This is a genomic window from Histophilus somni, assembly GCF_014202395.1.
GTDB classification, from domain to species: Bacteria; Pseudomonadota; Gammaproteobacteria; order Enterobacterales; family Pasteurellaceae; genus Histophilus; species Histophilus somni.
In genome coordinates this window covers 52,283-71,692 of the sequence record NZ_JACHGQ010000010.1, presented here as the reverse complement: position 1 = coordinate 71,692, position 19,410 = coordinate 52,283, and the positions used below count along the sequence as shown (strand labels likewise).

At 36.9% G+C, this 19,410-nt stretch carries 22 protein-coding genes; 8 read left to right on the top strand and 14 right to left on the bottom strand.

Going from position 1 to position 19,410, the window contains the following annotated elements:
- Positions 1 to 64 precede the first annotated feature (64 nt).
- Together HNR69_RS07605 and HNR69_RS07600 are read left to right on the top strand one after the other, a co-directional pair.
- On the top strand, positions 65 to 409 hold the full coding sequence (locus HNR69_RS07605; RefSeq protein ID WP_183405663.1) for a hypothetical protein: 345 nt from the start codon (positions 65 to 67) through the stop codon (positions 407 to 409).
- Between the two features lie 24 nt (positions 410 to 433).
- Positions 434 to 1,351, top strand: a complete 918-nt coding sequence (locus HNR69_RS07600; RefSeq protein ID WP_075293983.1) for a glycosyltransferase family 52 — start codon at positions 434 to 436, stop codon at positions 1,349 to 1,351.
- A gap of 72 nt (positions 1,352 to 1,423) precedes the next feature.
- Here the strand turns inward: HNR69_RS07600 and HNR69_RS07595 are convergent, their stop codons facing one another.
- The 5 genes from HNR69_RS07595 to HNR69_RS07575 form a co-directional block, all read right to left on the bottom strand.
- Positions 1,424 to 1,714, bottom strand: coding sequence for a DsrH/TusB family sulfur relay protein (locus tag HNR69_RS07595; protein ID WP_075293984.1), 291 nt, complete (start codon positions 1,712 to 1,714; stop codon positions 1,424 to 1,426).
- Positions 1,715 to 1,725: 11 nt separating this feature from the next.
- A complete protein-coding gene (tusC, locus tag HNR69_RS07590) occupies positions 1,726 to 2,085 on the bottom strand; it encodes a sulfurtransferase complex subunit TusC (RefSeq protein WP_178384269.1) in 360 nt (119 codons plus the stop codon).
- Positions 2,085 to 2,465: a sulfurtransferase complex subunit TusD gene (tusD, locus tag HNR69_RS07585; protein WP_011609781.1), complete on the bottom strand. Its 381-nt coding sequence runs from the start codon at positions 2,463 to 2,465 to the stop codon at positions 2,085 to 2,087. The genes tusC and tusD overlap by 1 nt, the downstream gene beginning before the upstream one ends.
- Entirely contained in the window at positions 2,465 to 3,133 is a 669-nt protein-coding gene (locus HNR69_RS07580) for a helix-turn-helix transcriptional regulator (RefSeq protein ID WP_011609782.1), read from the bottom strand. Before HNR69_RS07580 ends, tusD begins: the two co-directional genes overlap by 1 nt.
- Before the next feature lie 68 nt (positions 3,134 to 3,201).
- A complete protein-coding gene (locus HNR69_RS07575; RefSeq protein ID WP_075293986.1) occupies positions 3,202 to 3,888 on the bottom strand; it encodes an FKBP-type peptidyl-prolyl cis-trans isomerase in 687 nt (228 codons plus the stop codon).
- A 96-nt stretch (positions 3,889 to 3,984) separates the two neighbouring features.
- On the opposite strand from HNR69_RS07575, the gene HNR69_RS07570 reads away from it, so the two are divergent.
- Positions 3,985 to 4,206 carry a SlyX family protein gene (locus tag HNR69_RS07570; RefSeq protein ID WP_075293987.1) on the top strand — a complete coding sequence of 74 codons (222 nt, stop codon included), beginning with the start codon at positions 3,985 to 3,987 and terminating at the stop codon, positions 4,204 to 4,206.
- A 1-nt stretch (position 4,207) separates the two neighbouring features.
- Here the strand turns inward: HNR69_RS07570 and HNR69_RS07565 are convergent, their stop codons facing one another.
- The 3 genes from HNR69_RS07565 to HNR69_RS07555 form a co-directional block, all read right to left on the bottom strand.
- Complete coding sequence (locus HNR69_RS07565) at positions 4,208 to 4,663, bottom strand: NUDIX hydrolase (RefSeq protein WP_011609785.1); 456 nt, start codon at positions 4,661 to 4,663, stop codon at positions 4,208 to 4,210.
- Position 4,664: 1 nt separating this feature from the next.
- Entirely contained in the window at positions 4,665 to 5,312 is a 648-nt protein-coding gene (locus tag HNR69_RS07560; protein ID WP_232451449.1) for a pseudouridine synthase, read from the bottom strand.
- An 86-nt stretch (positions 5,313 to 5,398) separates the two neighbouring features.
- Positions 5,399 to 7,612: an NADP-dependent isocitrate dehydrogenase gene (locus HNR69_RS07555; protein WP_081376593.1), complete on the bottom strand. Its 2,214-nt coding sequence runs from the start codon at positions 7,610 to 7,612 to the stop codon at positions 5,399 to 5,401.
- Positions 7,613 to 7,826: 214 nt separating this feature from the next.
- Between HNR69_RS07555 and HNR69_RS07550 the strand changes: the two genes are divergently transcribed.
- Positions 7,827 to 9,005, top strand: coding sequence for an ATP-grasp domain-containing protein (locus HNR69_RS07550; protein ID WP_011609788.1), 1,179 nt, complete (start codon positions 7,827 to 7,829; stop codon positions 9,003 to 9,005).
- A gap of 60 nt (positions 9,006 to 9,065) precedes the next feature.
- Positions 9,066 to 9,818, top strand: a complete 753-nt coding sequence (locus HNR69_RS07545) for an esterase family protein (protein WP_011609789.1) — start codon at positions 9,066 to 9,068, stop codon at positions 9,816 to 9,818.
- A 453-nt stretch (positions 9,819 to 10,271) separates the two neighbouring features.
- Here the strand turns inward: HNR69_RS07545 and tuf are convergent, their stop codons facing one another.
- From tuf to hslR, 6 genes are all read right to left on the bottom strand, one after another.
- The gene (gene tuf, locus HNR69_RS07540; RefSeq protein ID WP_011608348.1) at positions 10,272 to 11,456 is read right to left on the bottom strand and encodes an elongation factor Tu; all 1,185 of its coding nucleotides are present in this window, start codon (positions 11,454 to 11,456) and stop codon (positions 10,272 to 10,274) included.
- Between the two features lie 71 nt (positions 11,457 to 11,527).
- On the bottom strand, positions 11,528 to 13,630 hold the full coding sequence (fusA, locus tag HNR69_RS07535; RefSeq protein ID WP_011609790.1) for an elongation factor G: 2,103 nt from the start codon (positions 13,628 to 13,630) through the stop codon (positions 11,528 to 11,530).
- 90 nt (positions 13,631 to 13,720) lie between these two features.
- Entirely contained in the window at positions 13,721 to 14,191 is a 471-nt protein-coding gene (gene rpsG / locus HNR69_RS07530; protein WP_011609791.1) for a 30S ribosomal protein S7, read from the bottom strand.
- Between the two features lie 130 nt (positions 14,192 to 14,321).
- On the bottom strand, positions 14,322 to 14,696 hold the full coding sequence (gene rpsL / locus HNR69_RS07525) for a 30S ribosomal protein S12 (protein WP_183405662.1): 375 nt from the start codon (positions 14,694 to 14,696) through the stop codon (positions 14,322 to 14,324).
- A 158-nt stretch (positions 14,697 to 14,854) separates the two neighbouring features.
- The gene (hslO, locus tag HNR69_RS07520; protein ID WP_075294301.1) at positions 14,855 to 15,715 is read right to left on the bottom strand and encodes an Hsp33 family molecular chaperone HslO; all 861 of its coding nucleotides are present in this window, start codon (positions 15,713 to 15,715) and stop codon (positions 14,855 to 14,857) included.
- Between the two features lie 55 nt (positions 15,716 to 15,770).
- Positions 15,771 to 16,181, bottom strand: a complete 411-nt coding sequence (gene hslR / locus HNR69_RS07515; protein ID WP_011609794.1) for a ribosome-associated heat shock protein Hsp15 — start codon at positions 16,179 to 16,181, stop codon at positions 15,771 to 15,773.
- Positions 16,182 to 16,252: 71 nt separating this feature from the next.
- Between hslR and cysQ the strand changes: the two genes are divergently transcribed.
- The 3 genes from cysQ to pgl all read left to right on the top strand — a co-directional run bounded on the left by cysQ (position 16,253) and on the right by pgl (position 19,382).
- Positions 16,253 to 17,071, top strand: a complete 819-nt coding sequence (gene cysQ, locus HNR69_RS07510; RefSeq protein ID WP_075294300.1) for a 3'(2'),5'-bisphosphate nucleotidase CysQ — start codon at positions 16,253 to 16,255, stop codon at positions 17,069 to 17,071.
- Positions 17,072 to 17,142: 71 nt separating this feature from the next.
- Positions 17,143 to 18,633: a glucose-6-phosphate dehydrogenase gene (zwf, locus tag HNR69_RS07505; protein ID WP_011609796.1), complete on the top strand. Its 1,491-nt coding sequence runs from the start codon at positions 17,143 to 17,145 to the stop codon at positions 18,631 to 18,633.
- Positions 18,634 to 18,683: 50 nt separating this feature from the next.
- Positions 18,684 to 19,382, top strand: a complete 699-nt coding sequence (pgl, locus tag HNR69_RS07500; protein WP_075294299.1) for a 6-phosphogluconolactonase — start codon at positions 18,684 to 18,686, stop codon at positions 19,380 to 19,382.
- Positions 19,383 to 19,410: the final 28 nt, after the last annotated feature.

Sequence of the window (19,410 nt, the reverse complement as noted above, 5' to 3'; positions counted from 1 at the left end):
ATCATTTCATTACTAATAAATTTAGCGTAAAATAATGCCATCTATAAACATAGCAGAAATAAAAATGAGCCTACAAGCCTACAAGCCTACAAGCCTACAAGCCTACAAGCCTACAAGCCTACAAGCCTACAAGCCTACAAGCCTACAAGCCTACAAGCCTACAAGCCTAGTATATTGGCTAAAAACAACCTTGCAAATTCATTATGAAAGGTTGTTAATGTCTAAACAAAAATCCAAGACCAATCAATCTCAATCTATTACTCAACATAGTTTTCGTTTTTTTGATGCCTATAAATCATTCATAGATTTAAAAGATTGTTGTTTATTTCTCAGAACGAACGATATCAATACTATTGGTATGTTTGCAGTTAATGTACTTGCATTTCCTCACAAAAAAACACCGCACTAAAATAAGATGTTCCGAGAAGATAATATGAATTTAATTATATGCTGTACTCCATTACAGGTAATCATCGCCGAAAAAATTATCGAACGTTATCCTGAGCAAAAATTTTATGGGGTTATGTTAGAATCATTTTATAACGATAAATTTGATTTTTATGAAAATAAATTAAAGCATTTATGTCATAAGTTTTTTTGTATAAAAATTGCAAGATTTAAACTTGAAAGATATAAAAATTTACTTTCTTTATTAAAACTTAAAAACAAAACTTTTGATCGTGTTTTTTTGGCAAATATCGAAAAAAGATATATCCATATTATTTTAAGTAATATCTTTTTCAAAGAGTTGTATACTTTTGATGATGGTACTGCAAACATCGCCCCAAATAGTCATCTCTATCAAGAATATGATCATTCTTTAAAAAAAAGAATTACTGATATTCTATTACCCAATCACTACAATTCCAACAAAGTAAAGAATATATCTAAGCTACATTATTCAATTTATCGTTGTAAAAATAATATTATAGATAATATAGAATATATGCCTTTGTTTAATCTAGAAAAGAAATATACGGCACAAGATAAAAGCATCTCAATACTGTTAGGTCAACCTATATTTAATGATGAAGATAAAAATATTCAATTAATCAAAGAAGTTATTGAAAAATTTAAAATTGATTTTTATTTTCCTCACCCTCGAGAGGATTATCATATCGATAATATTTCATATATTAAAACACCGCTTATTTTTGAAGAATTTTATGCAGAACAATCTGTTGAAAATAATATTAAAATATATACTTTTTTTAGTAGTGCGGTATTAAATATAGTAACCAAAGAAAATATTGACCATATCTATGCTTTAAAGCCTAAATTAACTGAAAAAGCATATTTAGATTGTTATGATATATTGAAAGATTTTGGTATAAAAGTGATTGATATTTAAAATTTCTAGCAAAAAAAATAAATAAATAAATGATCTTAAATTAATCCGTAATAATGAACTTCATTATTCACTTTATAAAGCAAGCTGAGGAGTAAATGTTACGGTAAGTTCAACTAGTTCATCTAAAGAGATTATTTTCATTTGCGGTAACTGTACAAATATTTTTTCACTTAAATTTCTCGCCTCAACATCAGGTTGTAAAAACATAATAGGTATATTAAGGCAAGCAAAAATTTGAGGGTGCTTTAAGGGTAATAAAACAGCATCTTGCCATAAAACTAATACATCTTGTGGTGTGACTTGGTCTAAATAACCGGTTAATTCATTTATGTCGTAGCTTGATTGAGAAAAGGTATAGAGCATATTATTTATCCCTAAAAAGTTAAAATTTTCTCTGCCTGATTTAGTTTTTGTAGCAACAAAGTGCGGTCAATTTTTTGACAGGAAATAATAAAATCTTGGCAAGTTAACTGGTATTTTTCACAAGATTGCCGGCAAATATAACGTTGCTCAATTTCATATAGATCCAATAATTTAAAAGTACGGATGAAATCTTTTTGCAAAATAATTTCAGGTTTCTGCTGATTAAGTAAATTAAAAACACCATCTTCTAAGAAGAAGACCGCAATTTCATCTTCATTACAAAATGCCGTTGCCGCCAACAGTGCATCTAAACCTTCTCGGCTAATACTGCTACCATGTGGTGCTTGGCGAAAGATAAAAGCCAGTTTTATCATATTGTTATCAACCTATCTGCTTGCAAAACTGCCTTATTAAACTCTCCTAATCCTGCCAAAATAAAACCTTCTGCTAAATTATTTTGTTGCTGGTTATTTGAACTCAGCGGTTCAACGATACCTCGCCGTTGTGCTGCTGAAATACAAAGATGCAATGGAACAGAATATGTTTGACTTAACTGTTGCCACGCTTTTTGTAAATGAAATTCGTCATTTGCCGGATTGACAAAAGCATTACCTAAAGTTACCCCTTGTTGAAAAAAAAAGATTTGTTCAATTTGATGACCTTTCGCCAATAAGGTTTGTGCAAATTGATAAGCAAGATATGCCCCTTGTGTACCATAAACAGGCTGTTTAACCGCTAAAACATAACGCATTATTCTATTCCTTGCTCTTGTTTGAGTTGACGGATATAGAGATAAACGGTATGTCGAGAGATATTTAAGCGTTCCGCTACTAAATTAATCGCATCTTTAATATCAAAAATACCTTTTTCATATAAGGACAGGACAATTTGACGATTTTTGTTATGATTTGCAACAAGACGATCCGCTGTAATTTCTTCGATAGTTTGTTCTATAGTTTGAACAACAAGCTCCTCTACTGAACTGGCGAAATTAACTGCTGACATTTCCACTTGTTCAGGTGCGGGCATCAATGCCTGAATAAATTGAGACATGGGAATATCCAAATTAATATTAATGCAAAGTAAGCCTATAATGCGTTGATTACCGTTACGAATTGCAATCGTCACCGATTTCATCAATCCCTTACTTTTAGATCGAGTAAAATAAGGTTTAGACACACTCTCGGTTTGCATATTGTGCAAAGACGTTAATGCAAAATTTGTAATCGGCGACCCCACTTGGCGATTGGTATTATGTCCATTGGCAATACAAATAGCCGAATGCTCAAGGTCTTCCAAAGAGTGTAAAACAATTTCACAGTGCTCACCAATTAATGCACTAATCCCCTCAACCACAGCGATATAAGAATTGAGAATAGTATGATCTTCATTTGTAAAAGGGCGTCTATCCGATAACATGCTTAATTTCCCTTATTTTTCTCACCGCACTTTAGGCTATTTTTAATGTAAGTGCGGTGAGTTTTACTTTATTTTTCAGAAGTTACATCTAAGATTTCAATATCAAAATATAGCGTTGAACTCGGTGGAATTAGGCCTGCACCTCTTTCGCCATAAGCTAAGTCGGCAGGAATAACCAACTCAATTTTTCCGCCTTTTTTAATGAATTGTAAACCCTCTGTCCAACCTAAAATCACTTGATTTAATTTAAATTCAGCAGGTTGTCCACGCTCTCTGGAACTATCGAATACTTTGCCATTGGCTAATTTGCCCGTGTAATGTACTTTAACACGATCTGTCGGTTTAATGCTCTTACCTTCTCCCATTTTTTCAATACGATAAAGTAAACCGCTTTCCGTTTTTTTCACATTCGATTTTTTAGCAAATTCTGCTGTAAATTTCTCATTTTCAGCTTTGATTTTAGCCATTTTTGCATGACGTGCTTTGTTTTCTAACTCTTGCAACGTTTCTTGTGCTTTTTCATCAGTTAAAGTGCTTTTATTTTCTACAACATCTTTAATGCCAGCGACAATTTTCTCATAATTGTAACTGGCAACATCTTTGTGTTCTTCACCCATCACCGTTAAATATTTTCCCATAAAATAGCCCAAAGCATAAGAAACATCATCATTGAACTGCTTATCAGCAAAAACAGATTGAGAAATGACCGCACTTGCTATTAACGCTATTGCAGAACGTTTTTTAATTTTTAACATTTTTCTTGATCCTTTATAATAAAAATATGAAATGTTGAATAGATTAAATTGTCTTGTTCAAATGCACAATCATTATTTTTTAATTAGAGACTATTTATGCTACAAACTCAAGAATTAGATCAACGTATTGCAGAATTAGAAATGAAAATTGCCTTTCAAGAAAACACCTTAGAAGAATTAAATCAGGCATTAATTGATCAACAATTTGTTTTAGACAAAATGCAGTTACAATTACGCTATATGGCAAGCAAATTAAAGGATTTACAATCTTCTAATATTGCAACTCAAGCGGAAGAAACACCTCCGCCACATTATTAACTTATTGATAAACATCAAGAATATCAAGAGGATAGGTTTTTCCGGATAAATAATCTTCCACGGCTTGTAATACCAAAGGATTGCGAGCCGCTTGTCCATCTTGCTGAATATAATGGTGAAACTCCTCCAAGCTCAACCAAAGCCCTCCGGAAATATCCGGATCAGAAGGTGTTATCTCAACCCAATCTGTTAACTCAACAGAAAAAACAAAACGTAAATAATCAGTTTTAGAACGAGGTGCATGCCATTGGTAAATCTTTAATAAGTTTTGCATCTCTGCTCGAATACCGGTTTCTTCAAATAATTCTCTTTGTGCACCCTGTAAAATAGTTTCATTTTTTTCTAGATGCCCGGCTGGTTGATTAAGCGTCATTTTGCCGTATTCAAATTCTTCGACAAATAAAAATTTGCCTTTGCAGTGCACAACACAAGCCATTGTAATATTTGGTTTATACATATTAGATACTCTTTTTAACTTGTTGATATAAATTTTGTAATTCGGTTAACGTAAGCTCACGAAATTGTCCATTGGCTAAATTGGTGAGCGTTAGCCCCGCTGTTTCATAACGAATTAAACGCAATGTGGGAAAACCGATATGGGCAGTCATACGTCGTACTTGACGGTTACGCCCTTCGCTAATTTTAATTTCCAGCCAGCTGGTAGGAACAGTTTTACGCTCACGAATCGGTGGATGTCGTTGCCAAATATTCGGTTCAGAAATCAACCGCACTTTTGCCGGTTTGGTCAATCCATCATTCAATTCGATGCCTTTTCTCAGCTGTGCAAGATCGGTTTCCACTGGAATGCCTTCTATTTGTACCCAGTAGGTTTTTTCCATTTTAAATTTTGGATTCGTCAGTCGGTGCTGTAGCTCGCCATTATTGGTTAACAATAAAAGACCCTCGCTATCTCGATCTAAACGTCCTACGGGATAAATGTGCGGTATTTTTATAAAATCTTTTAATGTTGCCCGCCCTTGTTCATCTGTGAACTGACAGAGAACATCAAAAGGCTTGTTGAATAAAATCACTTTAGTTTGTGCAAAGTTAAGTCCCCTTTTTTGCCTACGTTTCAGTACCGCACTTTTTACAAGCGATTTTATCAAGTTAGTGTTGTTTAATTTTTTGCGTTGAAGATCCATGTTTTAGATAAAAATAAATAAGGGCAAGCCATTAGCTGCCCTTATGCTGATTAGATTTTTGCCAAAATATTATTCAATGTTGCTGAAGGACGCATGGCTTGTGCTGTAGCCTTGGAATCAGGGTGATAATAACCTTGAATATTTTGCGGCGTCCCTTGTGCAGCAAGTAGCTCTTGATTAATTTGCTGCTCATTTTCTTGCAAGGCTTGTGCAATTGACTCAAACTTCCTGTTAAGTTGTTCATCTTTGTTTTGCACTGCTAAGGCTTGAGCCCAATACATTGCCAAATAAAAATGCGATCCTCTGTTATCAATCGTCCCCAATTTACGTCCCGGAGATTTATTCTTATCTAAGAAAATTGCATTTGCCTGATCTAATGTTTCTGCCAAAATTTGTGCTTGAGCGTTATTTTGCGTTTGAGCGAGGTGTTCCAACGAAGCTTGTAGTGCTAAAAACTCTCCTAGCGAATCCCAACGTAAATAACCTTCTGCAATAAACTGCTCAATATGTTTTGGTGCAGAACCGCCGGCACCAGTTTCAAATAACCCCCCACCATTCATCAATGGTACAATTGAAAGCATTTTGGCAGAAGTACCTAATTCTAAGATTGGGAATAAATCTGTAAGATAATCTCGCAACACATTACCGGTAGCGGAAATAGTATCCAAGCCTTGACGAATACGATTTAATGAAAATTTGCAAGCCTCAATCGGAGATAATATTTTGATGTCTAAATTTGTTGTATCAAATTCAGCTAAATAAGACCGCACTTTTTTGATAATTTCACGATCATGGGCACGATTTTCATCTAACCAAAAAACAACCGGCGTATTGGTAACTCTTGCTCGATTAACTGCAAGTTTAATCCAATCCTTAATTGGTGCATCTTTCGTTTGACACATACGGAAAATATCGCCTTTCTCCACATTTTGTACCAAATAAATTTCACCGTCTTCGCCCACCACTTGAATTACCCCTTGCTCTTCAGCTTGGAAAGTTTTGTCATGTGAGCCGTATTCTTCCGCTTTTTGTGCCATTAATCCTACATTAGGTACGGAACCCATTGTAGTCGGATTAAAGGCACCGTTATTTTTGCAGTCTTCAATGACCGCACTATAAATCCCTGCATAACAACGATCCGGAATGAGTGCTAAGGTATCTTGTAATTTTCCTTGACTGTTCCACATTTTGCCCGAGTTACGGATCATCGCCGGCATAGAAGCATCAACAATAACATCAGATGGAACATGCAAGTTAGTAATCCCTTTATCTGAATTCACCATAGCAATATCCGGTCCTTGCTCCATTGCTTTTTCAATTGCCGCTTTGATTTCATTTTCCTTGGCATGGCCGGCGATTTTGCTATAAAGCTCACCCAACCCATTGTTCGGGTTGATGCTAAGTTGAGTAAACACATCAGCATATTGTGCAAAAACATCGGCAAAATAAACAGAAACAATAACACCGAAAATAATAGGATCTGATACTTTCATCATTGTTGCTTTAAGATGTGTTGAAAATAACGTACCCTCCGCTTTAGATTGAGCTTTTGCTTGTGCTACAAAATCTTTTAACGCTTGTAAACTCATCACTGAGGCATCTATTACTTCACCAGCTTTTAACGGTGCAAATTTTTTCAGCACTTTCTTTTCACCGTTTGCAGCCACAAATTCTATTTGAAATTGTCCCGCACTTTTTACCGTTACGGATTTTTCCGTACCATAAAAATCCCCTTGTTGCATACTGACAACCTGGGTTTTTGATTGTGCAGACCAATCGCCCATTGAGTGCGGATTTTTCTGTGCATAATTTTTCACTGCTTTTGGTGCACGTCGATCAGAATTTCCCTCACGTAAAACGGGATTTACCGCTGAACCTAATACTTTTGTGTAAGCCGCTTTTATTTTTTTTTCTTCTTCCGTCTGTGGTTCTGTTGGATAGTCAGGAACAGCAAATCCTTGTTGTTGAAGTTCTTTAATGGCGGCGTTAAGTTGAGGAATAGAAGCTGAGATATTCGGTAATTTAATAATATTAGCTTCCGGTTTAGTCGCCAATTCACCCAATTCAGCAAGGGCATCAGGAATTTTCTGTTCCTCACTAAGGTAAGCAGATAAATTGGCTAAAATTCGCCCTGCAAGAGAAATATCTTTGGTTTCTACATCAATATTTGCGACAGCAGTAAATGCTTGCACAATTGGAAGAAAAGAATAAGTCGCCAACATTGGTGCTTCATCAGTTAATGTATAAGTAATTTTTGCTGACATAGGCATGTTCCTGTATAGATATGAATTGGTTAATTGGAATGAATTTGCTCTTTATGGTATTAGAGCGTTCTAAGCATAACAAAAAAATAACAATAATGTTATTTTATGCGTACAATTTTTTCAAAATTTAAACAATATCTGGAAAGAATATATACAGATAAATGATATTTATGTCATAATCCGAGCGATTTCGTTTTTTATTTTAGGAGCTATTATGTCAAAACCATTAAATTTTGTGATGATTTCTCCACATTTTCCTGCAAACTTTGAAACTTTTGCCGTTCGTTTAAAGGAGTGTGGTTTTAATACATTAGGTATTGCAGACACACCTTATGAACAGTTAAGTGAAAACTTGCGTAATTCCTTAACGGAATATTATCGTGTTGATAATATGGAAGACTACGAGCAAGTCTATCGTGCTGTTGGTTATTTTGCACATAAGTATGGTCGAATTGATCGTATTGAATCTCATAATGAATACTGGCTTGAGCTTGATGCAAAATTACGTACAGATTTTAATGTTCCCGGGTATAAGAACGATGATATGTTGGCAATCAAAACCAAAGCACAAATGAAAGAAATTTTTCGTCAAGCAGGTCTGAAAGTTGCTCAGGGAAAAGTATTTAACTCTGATGATGAAGCACGTAAGTTAGCTAAAAAATTGAAGTTTCCTGTGATTATTAAGCCAAATTCAGGAGTGGGTGCAAGCGATACTTATAAAATTAAGTCGGTACAAGAATTAGAGGACTTTTTTTCTTATAAAAATGCACACGTTGAATACATCATGGAAGAATTTATTGATGGGGACATTATTACCTTTGATGGTTTAACCGATAAAGAGGGCAATATTGTGTTCTATTCCGGTCTTGAATATTCCGAGTGCGTATTGGATACCGTAGAAAATGATAACGATATGTTCTATTACGTTCCTCGAGAAATTTCAACCGACTTAATTAAATTAGGACAAAAATGTGTTGATGCTTTCAACGTTCGTGAGCGTTTCTTCCATTTTGAGTTTTTCCGTGTGAAAAAAACAGGTGATTTGATGCCGTTAGAAATCAATTGTCGCCCACCCGGTGGCTTGACTATTGATATGTGGAATTATGCAAATGATTTTGATGTATTCAGAGAATACGCCAATATTGTGAAAGAAAATAAATTCTACACAAATATTACACACCCATGGAATGTGGTATATATCTCACGTAAAGCAAATAAGAATTATGTAAACGCCATTGAAGATGTGCAACAAAAATATTCTACTAATATTATTAGTGTGCAAACTGTACCCGGCGTTTTTGCCAAAATTATGGGGGAACATGGCATTTTAGCTCGCACAGAAACTTTAGATCAGATGCATGAAATTGCACAATTTGCACAACAAAAAGCATAACTTTGTTTTAATTTATAGACAGGATTTCCCTGTCTACTGTAACTTTTAGGAAAAAAATAAATGCACTTTGAAAGACGTAGCCATTGGAGCGGTGAATTGGGACGTGAAATGCACTTTAATGTGTATGGTCATGCGGGTAAGCCTGTGATTGTATTTCCTTCATCCGGTGGAAATCAAAATGAATATGGTAACTTTGGTATGATTGAAGCTTGTCGTTCTTTTATTGAGCGTGGCTTAATTAAATTTTATACACCCGACTCTTTCGATAATGAATCTTGGCTGGCAGAATGGAAATCCGGACATGATATGGCACAGGCACACAATGCTTATGATCGCTATATTTTAAATGAACTTGTTCCACTAATCCGTCATGAATCAAAATGGGACGGAGCAATGATTGCGACAGGTTGTAGTATGGGGGCATTCCATACAATTAACTTTGCTTTGCGTCATCCGGATTTATTTGATGTTGCAATTGCATTGAGCGGTGTTTACGACGCACGTTTCTTTACTCATGAATATCATGGTGATTCTACCGTTTATTTTAACTCGCCAATTGATTATTTATGGAATCAACATGATAACTGGTTCTTAGAACGTTATCGCCAAAATCATTATATTGTGGCTGTTGGGCAAGGTGCTTGGGAAGAACAACATATAGCGGATACAAAACGTTTAGAAGAAGCATTTCGCAGTAAAGGAATAGAAGGTTGGTTTGATTACTGGGGTCATGATGTGGATCATGACTGGCCTTGGTGGCGAGTTCAGATGCCATTTTTCCTCTCAAAATTAGAGGAACAGGGGATTATTTAATCAATAAAGGAAAACATAAAAATCTATGGAGATCTCAAAAAACCTTACTAAGGTATTCATGTTCCTTGTATTGGTCATAATTTATATGAAATTGCTTATCAGGCAATCAGTTTAGCAGTTCGAGAAATAAGTGATAGAAACAAGATCATTTCTAAAATTGTCATTAGAAGTCGGCTAATAGATAGTAATAAATAAAAAACTAAGGGGAATTCAGACTTAAGAACAAAATTAGTGATCAAAACCTAGTTAAATCCTTATAATAAATACAAGAAGTTAACTGGGTCAGAGACTTTTAATGCAGATTGCAGTAGTAATGATCTTCAAAAATACGACCAAAATTAAGGCTAAACAACGTTATAAATGAAAAAGTGAGCATAAATCTGCTCACTTTTTGATGCTCCAACTACAATTCCTTATAAATTTTAGAATTGTTTTTGTTCATTTAATGGTGTTTTACTTAATAATCTTAGCAACAACACCCGCACCTACAGTACGTCCACCTTCACGAATCGCAAAACGTAACCCTTGGTCCATCGCAATCGGGTGAATTAAGCTTACTGTCATTTTGATGTTATCGCCAGGCATGACCATTTCAACACCTTCCGGTAATTCAATTGTACCTGTTACGTCAGTAGTACGGAAATAGAATTGTGGACGGTAACCTTTGAAGAATGGCGTATGACGTCCACCTTCTTCTTTTGACAACACATACACTTCCGATTCAAAGTCTGTATGCGGTGTAATTGAACCCGGTTTCGCTAATACTTGACCACGTTCAATTTCTTCACGTTTTGTTCCACGTAATAATGCTCCAATGTTTTCTCCCGCACGACCTTCGTCTAATAATTTACGGAACATTTCTACACCCGTTACCGTGGTTTTTGTTGTCTCTTTAATACCGACAATTTCAACTTCTTCACCAGTACGGATAATACCACGCTCTACACGTCCGGTTACTACTGTACCACGTCCTGAAATTGAGAAAACATCTTCAATCGGTAATAAGAACGGTTGGTCAATCGCACGCTCAGGCTCCGGAATATAGTTGTCTAAGTGAGACGCTAATTCAAGAATTTTTTCTTCCCACTCAGCAACTCCATTTAATGCTTGTAATGCTGAACCACGTACAATTGGTGTGTCATCGCCCGGGAAGTCGTATTGAGAAAGTAATTCACGTACTTCCATCTCAACTAATTCCAATAATTCTTCGTCATCTACCATGTCGCATTTGTTTAAGAATACGATGATGTACGGTACACCTACCTGACGACCTAATAAGATGTGCTCACGAGTTTGTGGCATTGGACCGTCTGTTGCCGCTACCACTAAAATAGCTCCGTCCATTTGTGCCGCACCTGTAATCATATTTTTTACATAGTCAGCGTGTCCCGGACAGTCAACGTGTGCGTAGTGACGTGTCGCTGTATCATATTCAACGTGTGAAGTGTTGATAGTGATACCACGTGCTTTCTCTTCCGGTGCGTTATCAATTTGGTCAAATGCACGTGCCGCACCACCAAAGTGTTTGGATAATACAGTCGTGATCGCTGCTGTTAAAGTTGTTTTACCGTGGTCAACGTGGCCGATTGTACCCACGTTTACGTGCGGTTTTGTACGTTCAAATTTTTCTTTAGACACTTTTCAGTTTCCTTTTATTGAGTCCCCAAAAGTGCGGTGCAAATTTGGGGAGTTTTGTTGATTAAATAAAATTATTTTTTACGTGCTTCAATTACTGCATCTGCCACGTTTTTCGGTGCTTCAGCATATTTTAACGGTTCCATTGAATATGATGCACGACCTTGAGTTTGTGAACGTAGATCCGTTGCATAACCAAACATCTCTGCTAATGGAACTTCAGCATTGATTTTCACAACAAATTCGTTTGCTTCTTGACCGCTTACCATAGCACGACGACGACTTAAGTCACCAATTACATCACCAACATAATCAGGTGGAGTTTCAACTTCCACTTTCATGATTGGCTCAAGTAACACTGGATTTGCTTTATTAAATGCCGCTTTAAATGCTAGAGAAGCAGCAAGCTTAAACGCCAGTTCAGATGAGTCAACATCATGGTATGAACCGAAATGTAAACGAACACCTAAATCAACTACAGGATATCCAGCTAATGGACCGGATTTAAGTTGTTCTTGGATACCTTTGTCAACAGCTGGAATATATTCACCAGGAATTACCCCACCTTTAATTTCGTTAACAAATTCATATCCAGGACCTTCAGGTTCTAGAGGGTATAAATCAATAACTACATGACCATATTGACCACGACCACCAGATTGTTTTGCGTGTTTTCCTTCAACATCGTTTACACGAGTGCGGATAGTTTCACGATAAGATACTTGTGGTTTACCGATATTTGCTTCGACCTTGAATTCACGACGCATACGGTCAACGATAATATCCAAGTGTAACTCACCCATACCTGAAATAATAGTTTCACCTGACTCTTCATCAGTGTGTACACGGAAAGACGGATCTTCTTGAGCAAGACGCCCTAATGCAAGACCCATTTTTTCCTGGTCAGCTTTTGTTTTTGGTTCAACAGCAACAGAAATAACCGGTTCCGGGAATTCCATACGCTCGAGGATAATTGGTGCATCCATTGCACATAAAGTATCACCGGTACCTACATCTTTCAGACCGATTGCGGCTGCGATGTCTCCTGCACGTACTTCTTTAATTTCTTCACGTTTATTCGCATGCATTTGCACGATACGACCGAAACGCTCACGTTTGTCTTTTACAGAATTCAATACAGTTGCACCCGATTCAACAACACCGGAATATACACGGAAGAATGTTAAATTACCAACGAATGGGTCAGTAGCGATTTTAAATGCCAAAGCTGCAAACGGTTCATCATCACTGGCATGACGCTCACCTTCTGTTTCATCTGGATTAATACCTTTAATGGCTTCAATATCTGTTGGTGCCGGTAAATAATCAATTACAGCATCAAGCATCGCTTGAACACCTTTATTTTTGAATGCTGATCCACAAGTTACAAGGATAATTTCAGTTTTTAATGCACGTAAACGTAAACCTTTTTTAATTTCTTCTTCAGTTAACTCATCACCTGAAAAGAATTTATCCATCAACTCATCAGAAGATTCGGCAGCGGCTTCAACTAAGTTTGCACGCCATTTTTCACATTCAGCAAGCATCTCTGCAGGAATATCTTCATAGGTAAAAGTCATCCCTTGGTCTGCTTCATTCCAGTTGATCGCTTTCATTTTAATTAGATCAACAACACCTTTGAAATTATCTTCTGCACCAATAGGCAATTGTAGAGGAACAGCATTGCCACCTAAACGTGTTTTGATTTGCTCAACAACACGTAAGAAATTAGCACCGGTACGGTCCATTTTATTTACGAAAGCGATACGCGGTACTTTATATTTATTAGCTTGACGCCATACTGTTTCTGATTGAGGTTGAACACCACCAACCGCACAGTAAACCATTACCGCTCCATCAAGAACACGCATTGAACGTTCTACCTCGATAGTAAAGTCTACGTGTCCCGGAGTATCAATTACATTAATACGATGTTGTGGAAATTGTTGCGACATACCCGACCAAAATGCCGTTGTAGCCGCAGAAGTAATAGTAATACCACGCTCTTGTTCTTGTTCCATCCAGTCCATGGTTGCAGCACCATCATGTACTTCACCAATTTTGTGACTTACACCTGTATAGAACAAAATACGCTCAGTGGTAGTTGTTTTACCCGCATCAATATGCGCACTGATACCGATATTACGGTAAAGTGAAATAGGGGTTGTACGAGCCATTATTATTTCCTTGTTTGGAATAAATTTAAAATATGAACAAGGCTCCACCGCATAGTAATGTGATGAAGCCTAAAAAACACTTTGCTACTACTACCAACGGTAATGTGCAAATGCTTTATTAGCCTCAGCCATACGGTGGACATCTTCACGTTTTTTCACTGCCGCACCTTTGTTCTCAGAAGCATCTGATAACTCATTAGCTAAACGCAAAGCCATAGATTTATCACCGCGCTTACGTGCAGCTTCAACGATCCAACGCATACCTAATGCGTTACGGCGAGTTGGACGAACTTCAACCGGCACTTGGTATGTAGAACCACCAACACGGCGAGATTTAACCTCAACTGTTGGACGTACGTTTTCCAATGCAATTTCAAAAGCCTCTAATGCTTCTTTACCTGTACGTTGAGATAACGTTTCTAATGCACCATAAACGATAGATTCAGCGATGGATTTTTTACCATCTACCATTAAAACATTAATAAATTTCGCAAGTAATTCTGAGCCGAACTTCGGATCAGGAAGAATCTTGCGAGGTTCAATACGACGACGACGTGGCATTGTAATTTCTCCGTTTTTTATCTTCAGGATTATCCAAAACTCTTTATGTAAGAAATGACATCTTACTTTTACTGGAGTTTATGGTAATTAATTTGTTAATTAGCGTTTGGCCTTACTTAACGGAGAACCATTAAGCTTTAGGACGTTTAACGCCGTATTTAGAACGACTTTGTTTACGATCTTTAACGCCAGCACAATCCAATGCACCGCGTACTGTGTGGTAACGCACCCCCGGTAAGTCTTTCACACGACCACCACGGATTAACACTACGCTGTGTTCTTGAAGGTTATGACCTTCACCACCGATATAAGAAGTTACTTCAAAACCGTTAGTTAAACGAATACGACATACTTTACGTAATGCTGAGTTCGGTTTTCTAGGTGTAGTTGTGTACACACGAGTACACACGCCACGTTTCTGCGGACATGACTCTAACGCAGGAACGTTGCTTTTTACAACCTTTTTCACACGCGGTTTGCGTACTAGTTGGTTGATAGTTGCCATTAATAAAACTCCAATAGTTTTTACAAAAATGTATATTTAATAATCTATCTATACAAAGATAGACGCCGAATTCTAATCACACAAAGTGATATTGTCAAGAATTAAGCAATTCTATCCTGCAAAAATAACGAAAGATTCCATTTAGATTGGGTGAAGATCTATGCTTTAAGTTTCTCAATAGTTTTTTTATCAAAGAAATAATGTGTACCACAACATTCGCATTGCATATCAATACTACCGCCATGTTCTGTTAAAATATTTTCAATTTCATCATCGGAAATCAAAAGTAATGCAGATCCAGAACGCTCTAAAGAACAACCACAATGAAATTCCACCGCACTTGGTGGATAAATCTCCACAGTTTCTTCATGGTATAAGCGGTACAATAGTTCTTCTGCAGTTAGTCCAAATAATTCTTCATTTTTTACTGTTGCAGCTAATGTCGCAAGATGTTCAAAATCCTCTTGTGAACCGGTACCATCAGGCATGATTTGTAATAATAATCCAGCAGCAACAGGTTTTCCCTCATATTCACCGGAACGAATCAATAATTGTGTTTGTAGCTGTTCCGAACGAATGAAATAATCCTCTAAGCACTCTGCAATGGTTGGTTTATCTAATGCAATCACTCCTTGATAACGCTCCCCATTTGTTGGGGCTATAGTAATTACTAATATACCATTGCCGACTAACTCTGATAAGGTCATATCATCATACACATCATCTTGTAAACGAGCCAATGCACGGATTTGTTGACTATCACTGCCGTTAACTAACAATAATTTTAACGGACCGTTACCTTGAATTTGTATGGTAATATTGCCTTTGAATTTTAAAGTTGCTGTCAATAAATTGGTAGCGACCATCATTTCACCTAATAAATTCCGTACAATACGAGGATATTCATGTGAGTTAAGTGTATCGGTGAAAGTCTTATTCAAACGTACCCACTCACCTCGTACGGCACGATCTTTAAATAGGTAACGGTAAAGTTTGTCATTATCTGTTTGATATATCATATATTTTTCCTGTTTATTCAAATTTTCAATATCTATCGTCTTTATAAATTGAATGCTATTCCTGATACTTAAACTTCAATAAATCTCTCCGCTCTTTTTTATTTGGACGGCGATCTGGGTGTGGCATAGAAAGTGCATTATTCTTACGTGCGATTGCCATTTTCTCTCGCTGTTCAACACTCCTAGCGGTTTCACGATACAACAATTGTGCTTCCGGTGCACCACGACGTTGTGCAGATAGGGCTAGCACTTCTACTTCTTTTTCTTCACTACCTTGACGCAATTTGAGTATTGCACCAATTTCCACCGTTTTATTTGGTTTAGTACGTTGGTTATTATAATGCACCTTTCCACCGTCAATCATTTCTTTTGCAATAGTACGTGTCTTATAAAAGCGAGCTGCCCATAACCATTTATCGAGCCGAATGCTATCATCTTTTTCTTTGGGTAAATGCTGTTTTGCCATATTTGTCTTTTCATTCAGTTAACATCAGGGGTATGATAGGGCGATTAAAGACATTTGTAAAAGGGAAGATTATGAATGAATTGAAAAGTCGGGTATTACTGGAAAAGGTTTTACAAATTGCTTATCAAGCAGGGACGCATCTCAATCGTTTTTATGACGGAACGATTGAGTTTCAGATCAAAACAAAATCGGATAATACGCCCGTCACAAACGCAGATTTATTTGTCAACCAATTTCTCATCGAAAAATTAACCGCACTTACACCACATATCCCTGTTTTATCGGAAGAAAACTGTCAAATTCCTTTTTCACATCGTCGACAATGGAGTACTTATTGGTTGATTGATCCCCTAGATGGCACTCAACAATTTATCAATCGAACAGATCAATTCGCTGTTCTCATTGCATTGGTTCATCAAAATAGGAGCATATTAGGTATTATTCATGCTCCCGTATTAAAACAAACTTATTATGCTCTGCAAGGTCATGGTGCTTATAAGCAAACTGAACATTATCTACAAACCTTGTCAGCCAGAGAGATTGACTTAAACCACAGAGTAAAAATTGCGGTAGGTTCAAAAAGTGCAGCACAAAAAGTGCGGTCAGTTTTGAACCCGAATTATCAATACGAATTTATTACTTATGGTTCTAGCGGTTTAAAAACCGCACTGGTTGCAGAAGGAAGTGCAGATTGCTATATTCGACTGGGACAAACCGGTGAATGGGACACAGCTGCTGCGGAAGCCATTTTATCCGAAATAGGCGGAGGAATCCGTGATACCCAATTCAACGCCCTAACTTATAACAAACGACCGAGTTTAATAAATCCTGATTTTATTATGGTATCGGACATATTTGCCGATTGGAAAAAAATCTTTCAATTTAATTAATGAGAACTATTGGAAATTTAGCTGATTTCAGAATATTATTCACTTCTTTTAATATCGGACTTAGATAAAATATGAACGTAAATGCAGAAAATAATTGTATTGTTATTTTTGGAGCTTCGGGAGATTTAACTCACCGAAAATTAATCCCCGCACTTTATAATTTATACAAAATAGGACGTTTGACAGAAAATTTCTCTGTGTTAGGTGTTTCCCGAACTGACTTAAGCGATGAAGAATTTCGTGAAAAAATGCGTAATGCGTTGAGAAAAACAGAAGATATAACAGAAGAACATTTGGAAAAATTTTGTTCTCATCTTTATTATCAGGCGATTGATACCTCGAATGCTTCTGATTATGGAAAACTTGTTCCTCGTTTAGATGAGCTACATGATACATATCAGACCGGAGGCAATACTCTTTATTATATGTCCACACCGCCAAGCCTTTACGGTGTGATTCCTGAATGCCTTGCCACACACGGACTAAATACGGAAGAATGCGGTTGGAAACGTCTTATTGTAGAAAAACCTTTTGGTTATGACATAAAAACAGCAAAAGAACTTGATGTGCAAATTCATCGTTTTTTTGAAGAACATCAAATTTATCGTATTGACCATTATTTGGGTAAAGAAACTGTTCAAAACCTTCTCGTATTACGTTTTTCCAACGGCTTATTTGAACCGCTATGGAACCGCAACTTTATTGACTATGTAGAAATTACAGGTGCTGAAGAAATCGGTGTTGAAGAACGTGGCGGATACTATAATGATTCTGGTGCAATGCGTGATATGTTCCAAAACCACTTATTACAAGTTTTAGCCATGGTAGCAATGGAGCCCCCTGCTATTATTAATGCTGATTCTATGCGTGACGAAGTAGCAAAAGTGTTACATTGCTTACACCCGCTCAGCGAAGACGATATAAAAAACAATCTTGTTTTAGGTCAATACACATCTTCAACTATAGATGGTGAAGTGGTGAATGGTTATTTACAAGAAAAAGGCGTTCCAGCAGACTCCAATACAGAAACCTACATTGCTTTACGTTGCGAAATTGATAACTGGCGTTGGGCTGGTGTGCCATTCTATGTGCGTAGCGGTAAACGGCTACCCACTCGTGTTACGGAAATTGTCATACACTTTAAAACAACCCCCCATCCAGTCTTCAGTCAAAATGCACCGGAAAATAAATTAATTATCCGAATTCAGCCTGATGAAGGGATTTCAATGCGTTTCGGCTTGAAAAAACCGGGTGCTGGCTTTGAAGCAAAAGAAGTGTCAATGGATTTCCGCTATGCTGATTTAGCAACACCAAGCCTACTAAGTGCCTATGATCGTTTATTATTAGATGCCATAAAAGGCGATGCGACACTTTTTGCACGGACAGATGCAGTACATGCCTGCTGGAAATTTGTACAACCCATCTTGAATTATAAAAAAGATCAAGGGCGTGTTTACGAATATGAAGCTGGAACGTGGGGACCGACAGAAGCAGATAAATTAATTGCTAAAACGGGGAGAGTATGGCGTAAACCTAGCGGAATGATGAAGAAAAAAGTCTAAATCAAATAAATAGTAATTAAACGTAATAACTCTTGCCATAAGGAGTACAAATGAACAAAAAAATTTTTGATACGGCTCAACAAGCAGTCGAACAAATCGCTCAAGAATTTGTGCAATATAGCAGACAAAATCGTCCGGTGCATATTTCCCTTTCAGGAGGTTCAACGCCTAAATTGTTATTTAAAACCCTTGCTCAAGAGCCGTTTAAAAGCGAAGTGCGGTGGGAAAATTTACATTTTTGGTGGGGAGATGATCGTATGGTTGAACCGAATAATCCTGAAAGTAACTACGGTGAAGTGAAAAAATTACTGTTCGACCACATTAGCATTCCAACTGAGAATATTCATCGTATTCGTGGCGAAGAGAATGTAGAGCAAGAACTCGCAAGATTCTCACAAGAATTAACCGCTTGCGTGCCAAACCTTGAATTTGACTGGATTATTTTAGGAATGGGTAACGATGGTCATACTGCCTCACTTTTCCCACACCAAACGGATTTTGATGATCAAAATGTTGCGGTTATCGCCAAACACCCTGAAACTGGGCAAATTCGTATTTCAAAAACTGCAAAACTAATTGAACAGGCAAAACGCATTACTTATTTAGTGACCGGTGAAGCCAAAGCGGAAATTTTAAAAGAAATTCAGACCGCACTTCCGGAAAATTTGCCTTACCCTGCGGCTAAAATTCAGGCGAAAAATGGGATAACGGAGTGGATTTTGGATAGGAATGCAGGTAAGTTTCTTTAAAGTGTTATTTTCTTTTATAGAAATCATT

Bases quoted from the DNA above. Each gene is read 5' to 3' on its own strand.
- HNR69_RS07605 (WP_183405663.1), top strand. From the start codon at position 65: ATGAGCCTACAAGCCTACAAGCCTACAAGCCTACAAGCCTACAAGCCT.
- HNR69_RS07600 (WP_075293983.1), top strand. From the start codon at position 434: ATGAATTTAATTATATGCTGTACTCCATTACAGGTAATCATCGCCGAA.
- HNR69_RS07595 (WP_075293984.1), bottom strand. From the start codon at position 1,714: ATGCTCTATACCTTTTCTCAATCAAGCTACGACATAAATGAATTAACC.
- tusD (WP_011609781.1), bottom strand. From the start codon at position 2,465: ATGCGTTATGTTTTAGCGGTTAAACAGCCTGTTTATGGTACACAAGGG.
- HNR69_RS07580 (WP_011609782.1), bottom strand. From the start codon at position 3,133: ATGTTATCGGATAGACGCCCTTTTACAAATGAAGATCATACTATTCTC.
- HNR69_RS07575 (WP_075293986.1), bottom strand. From the start codon at position 3,888: ATGTTAAAAATTAAAAAACGTTCTGCAATAGCGTTAATAGCAAGTGCG.
- HNR69_RS07570 (WP_075293987.1), top strand. From the start codon at position 3,985: ATGCTACAAACTCAAGAATTAGATCAACGTATTGCAGAATTAGAAATG.
- HNR69_RS07565 (WP_011609785.1), bottom strand. From the start codon at position 4,663: ATGTATAAACCAAATATTACAATGGCTTGTGTTGTGCACTGCAAAGGC.
- HNR69_RS07555 (WP_081376593.1), bottom strand. From the start codon at position 7,612: ATGTCAGCAAAAATTACTTATACATTAACTGATGAAGCACCAATGTTG.
- HNR69_RS07550 (WP_011609788.1), top strand. From the start codon at position 7,827: ATGTCAAAACCATTAAATTTTGTGATGATTTCTCCACATTTTCCTGCA.
- HNR69_RS07545 (WP_011609789.1), top strand. From the start codon at position 9,066: ATGCACTTTGAAAGACGTAGCCATTGGAGCGGTGAATTGGGACGTGAA.
- fusA (WP_011609790.1), bottom strand. From the start codon at position 13,630: ATGGCTCGTACAACCCCTATTTCACTTTACCGTAATATCGGTATCAGT.
- rpsG (WP_011609791.1), bottom strand. From the start codon at position 14,191: ATGCCACGTCGTCGTCGTATTGAACCTCGCAAGATTCTTCCTGATCCG.
- rpsL (WP_183405662.1), bottom strand. From the start codon at position 14,696: ATGGCAACTATCAACCAACTAGTACGCAAACCGCGTGTGAAAAAGGTT.
- hslO (WP_075294301.1), bottom strand. From the start codon at position 15,715: ATGATATATCAAACAGATAATGACAAACTTTACCGTTACCTATTTAAA.
- hslR (WP_011609794.1), bottom strand. From the start codon at position 16,181: ATGGCAAAACAGCATTTACCCAAAGAAAAAGATGATAGCATTCGGCTC.
- cysQ (WP_075294300.1), top strand. From the start codon at position 16,253: ATGAATGAATTGAAAAGTCGGGTATTACTGGAAAAGGTTTTACAAATT.
- zwf (WP_011609796.1), top strand. From the start codon at position 17,143: ATGAACGTAAATGCAGAAAATAATTGTATTGTTATTTTTGGAGCTTCG.
- pgl (WP_075294299.1), top strand. From the start codon at position 18,684: ATGAACAAAAAAATTTTTGATACGGCTCAACAAGCAGTCGAACAAATC.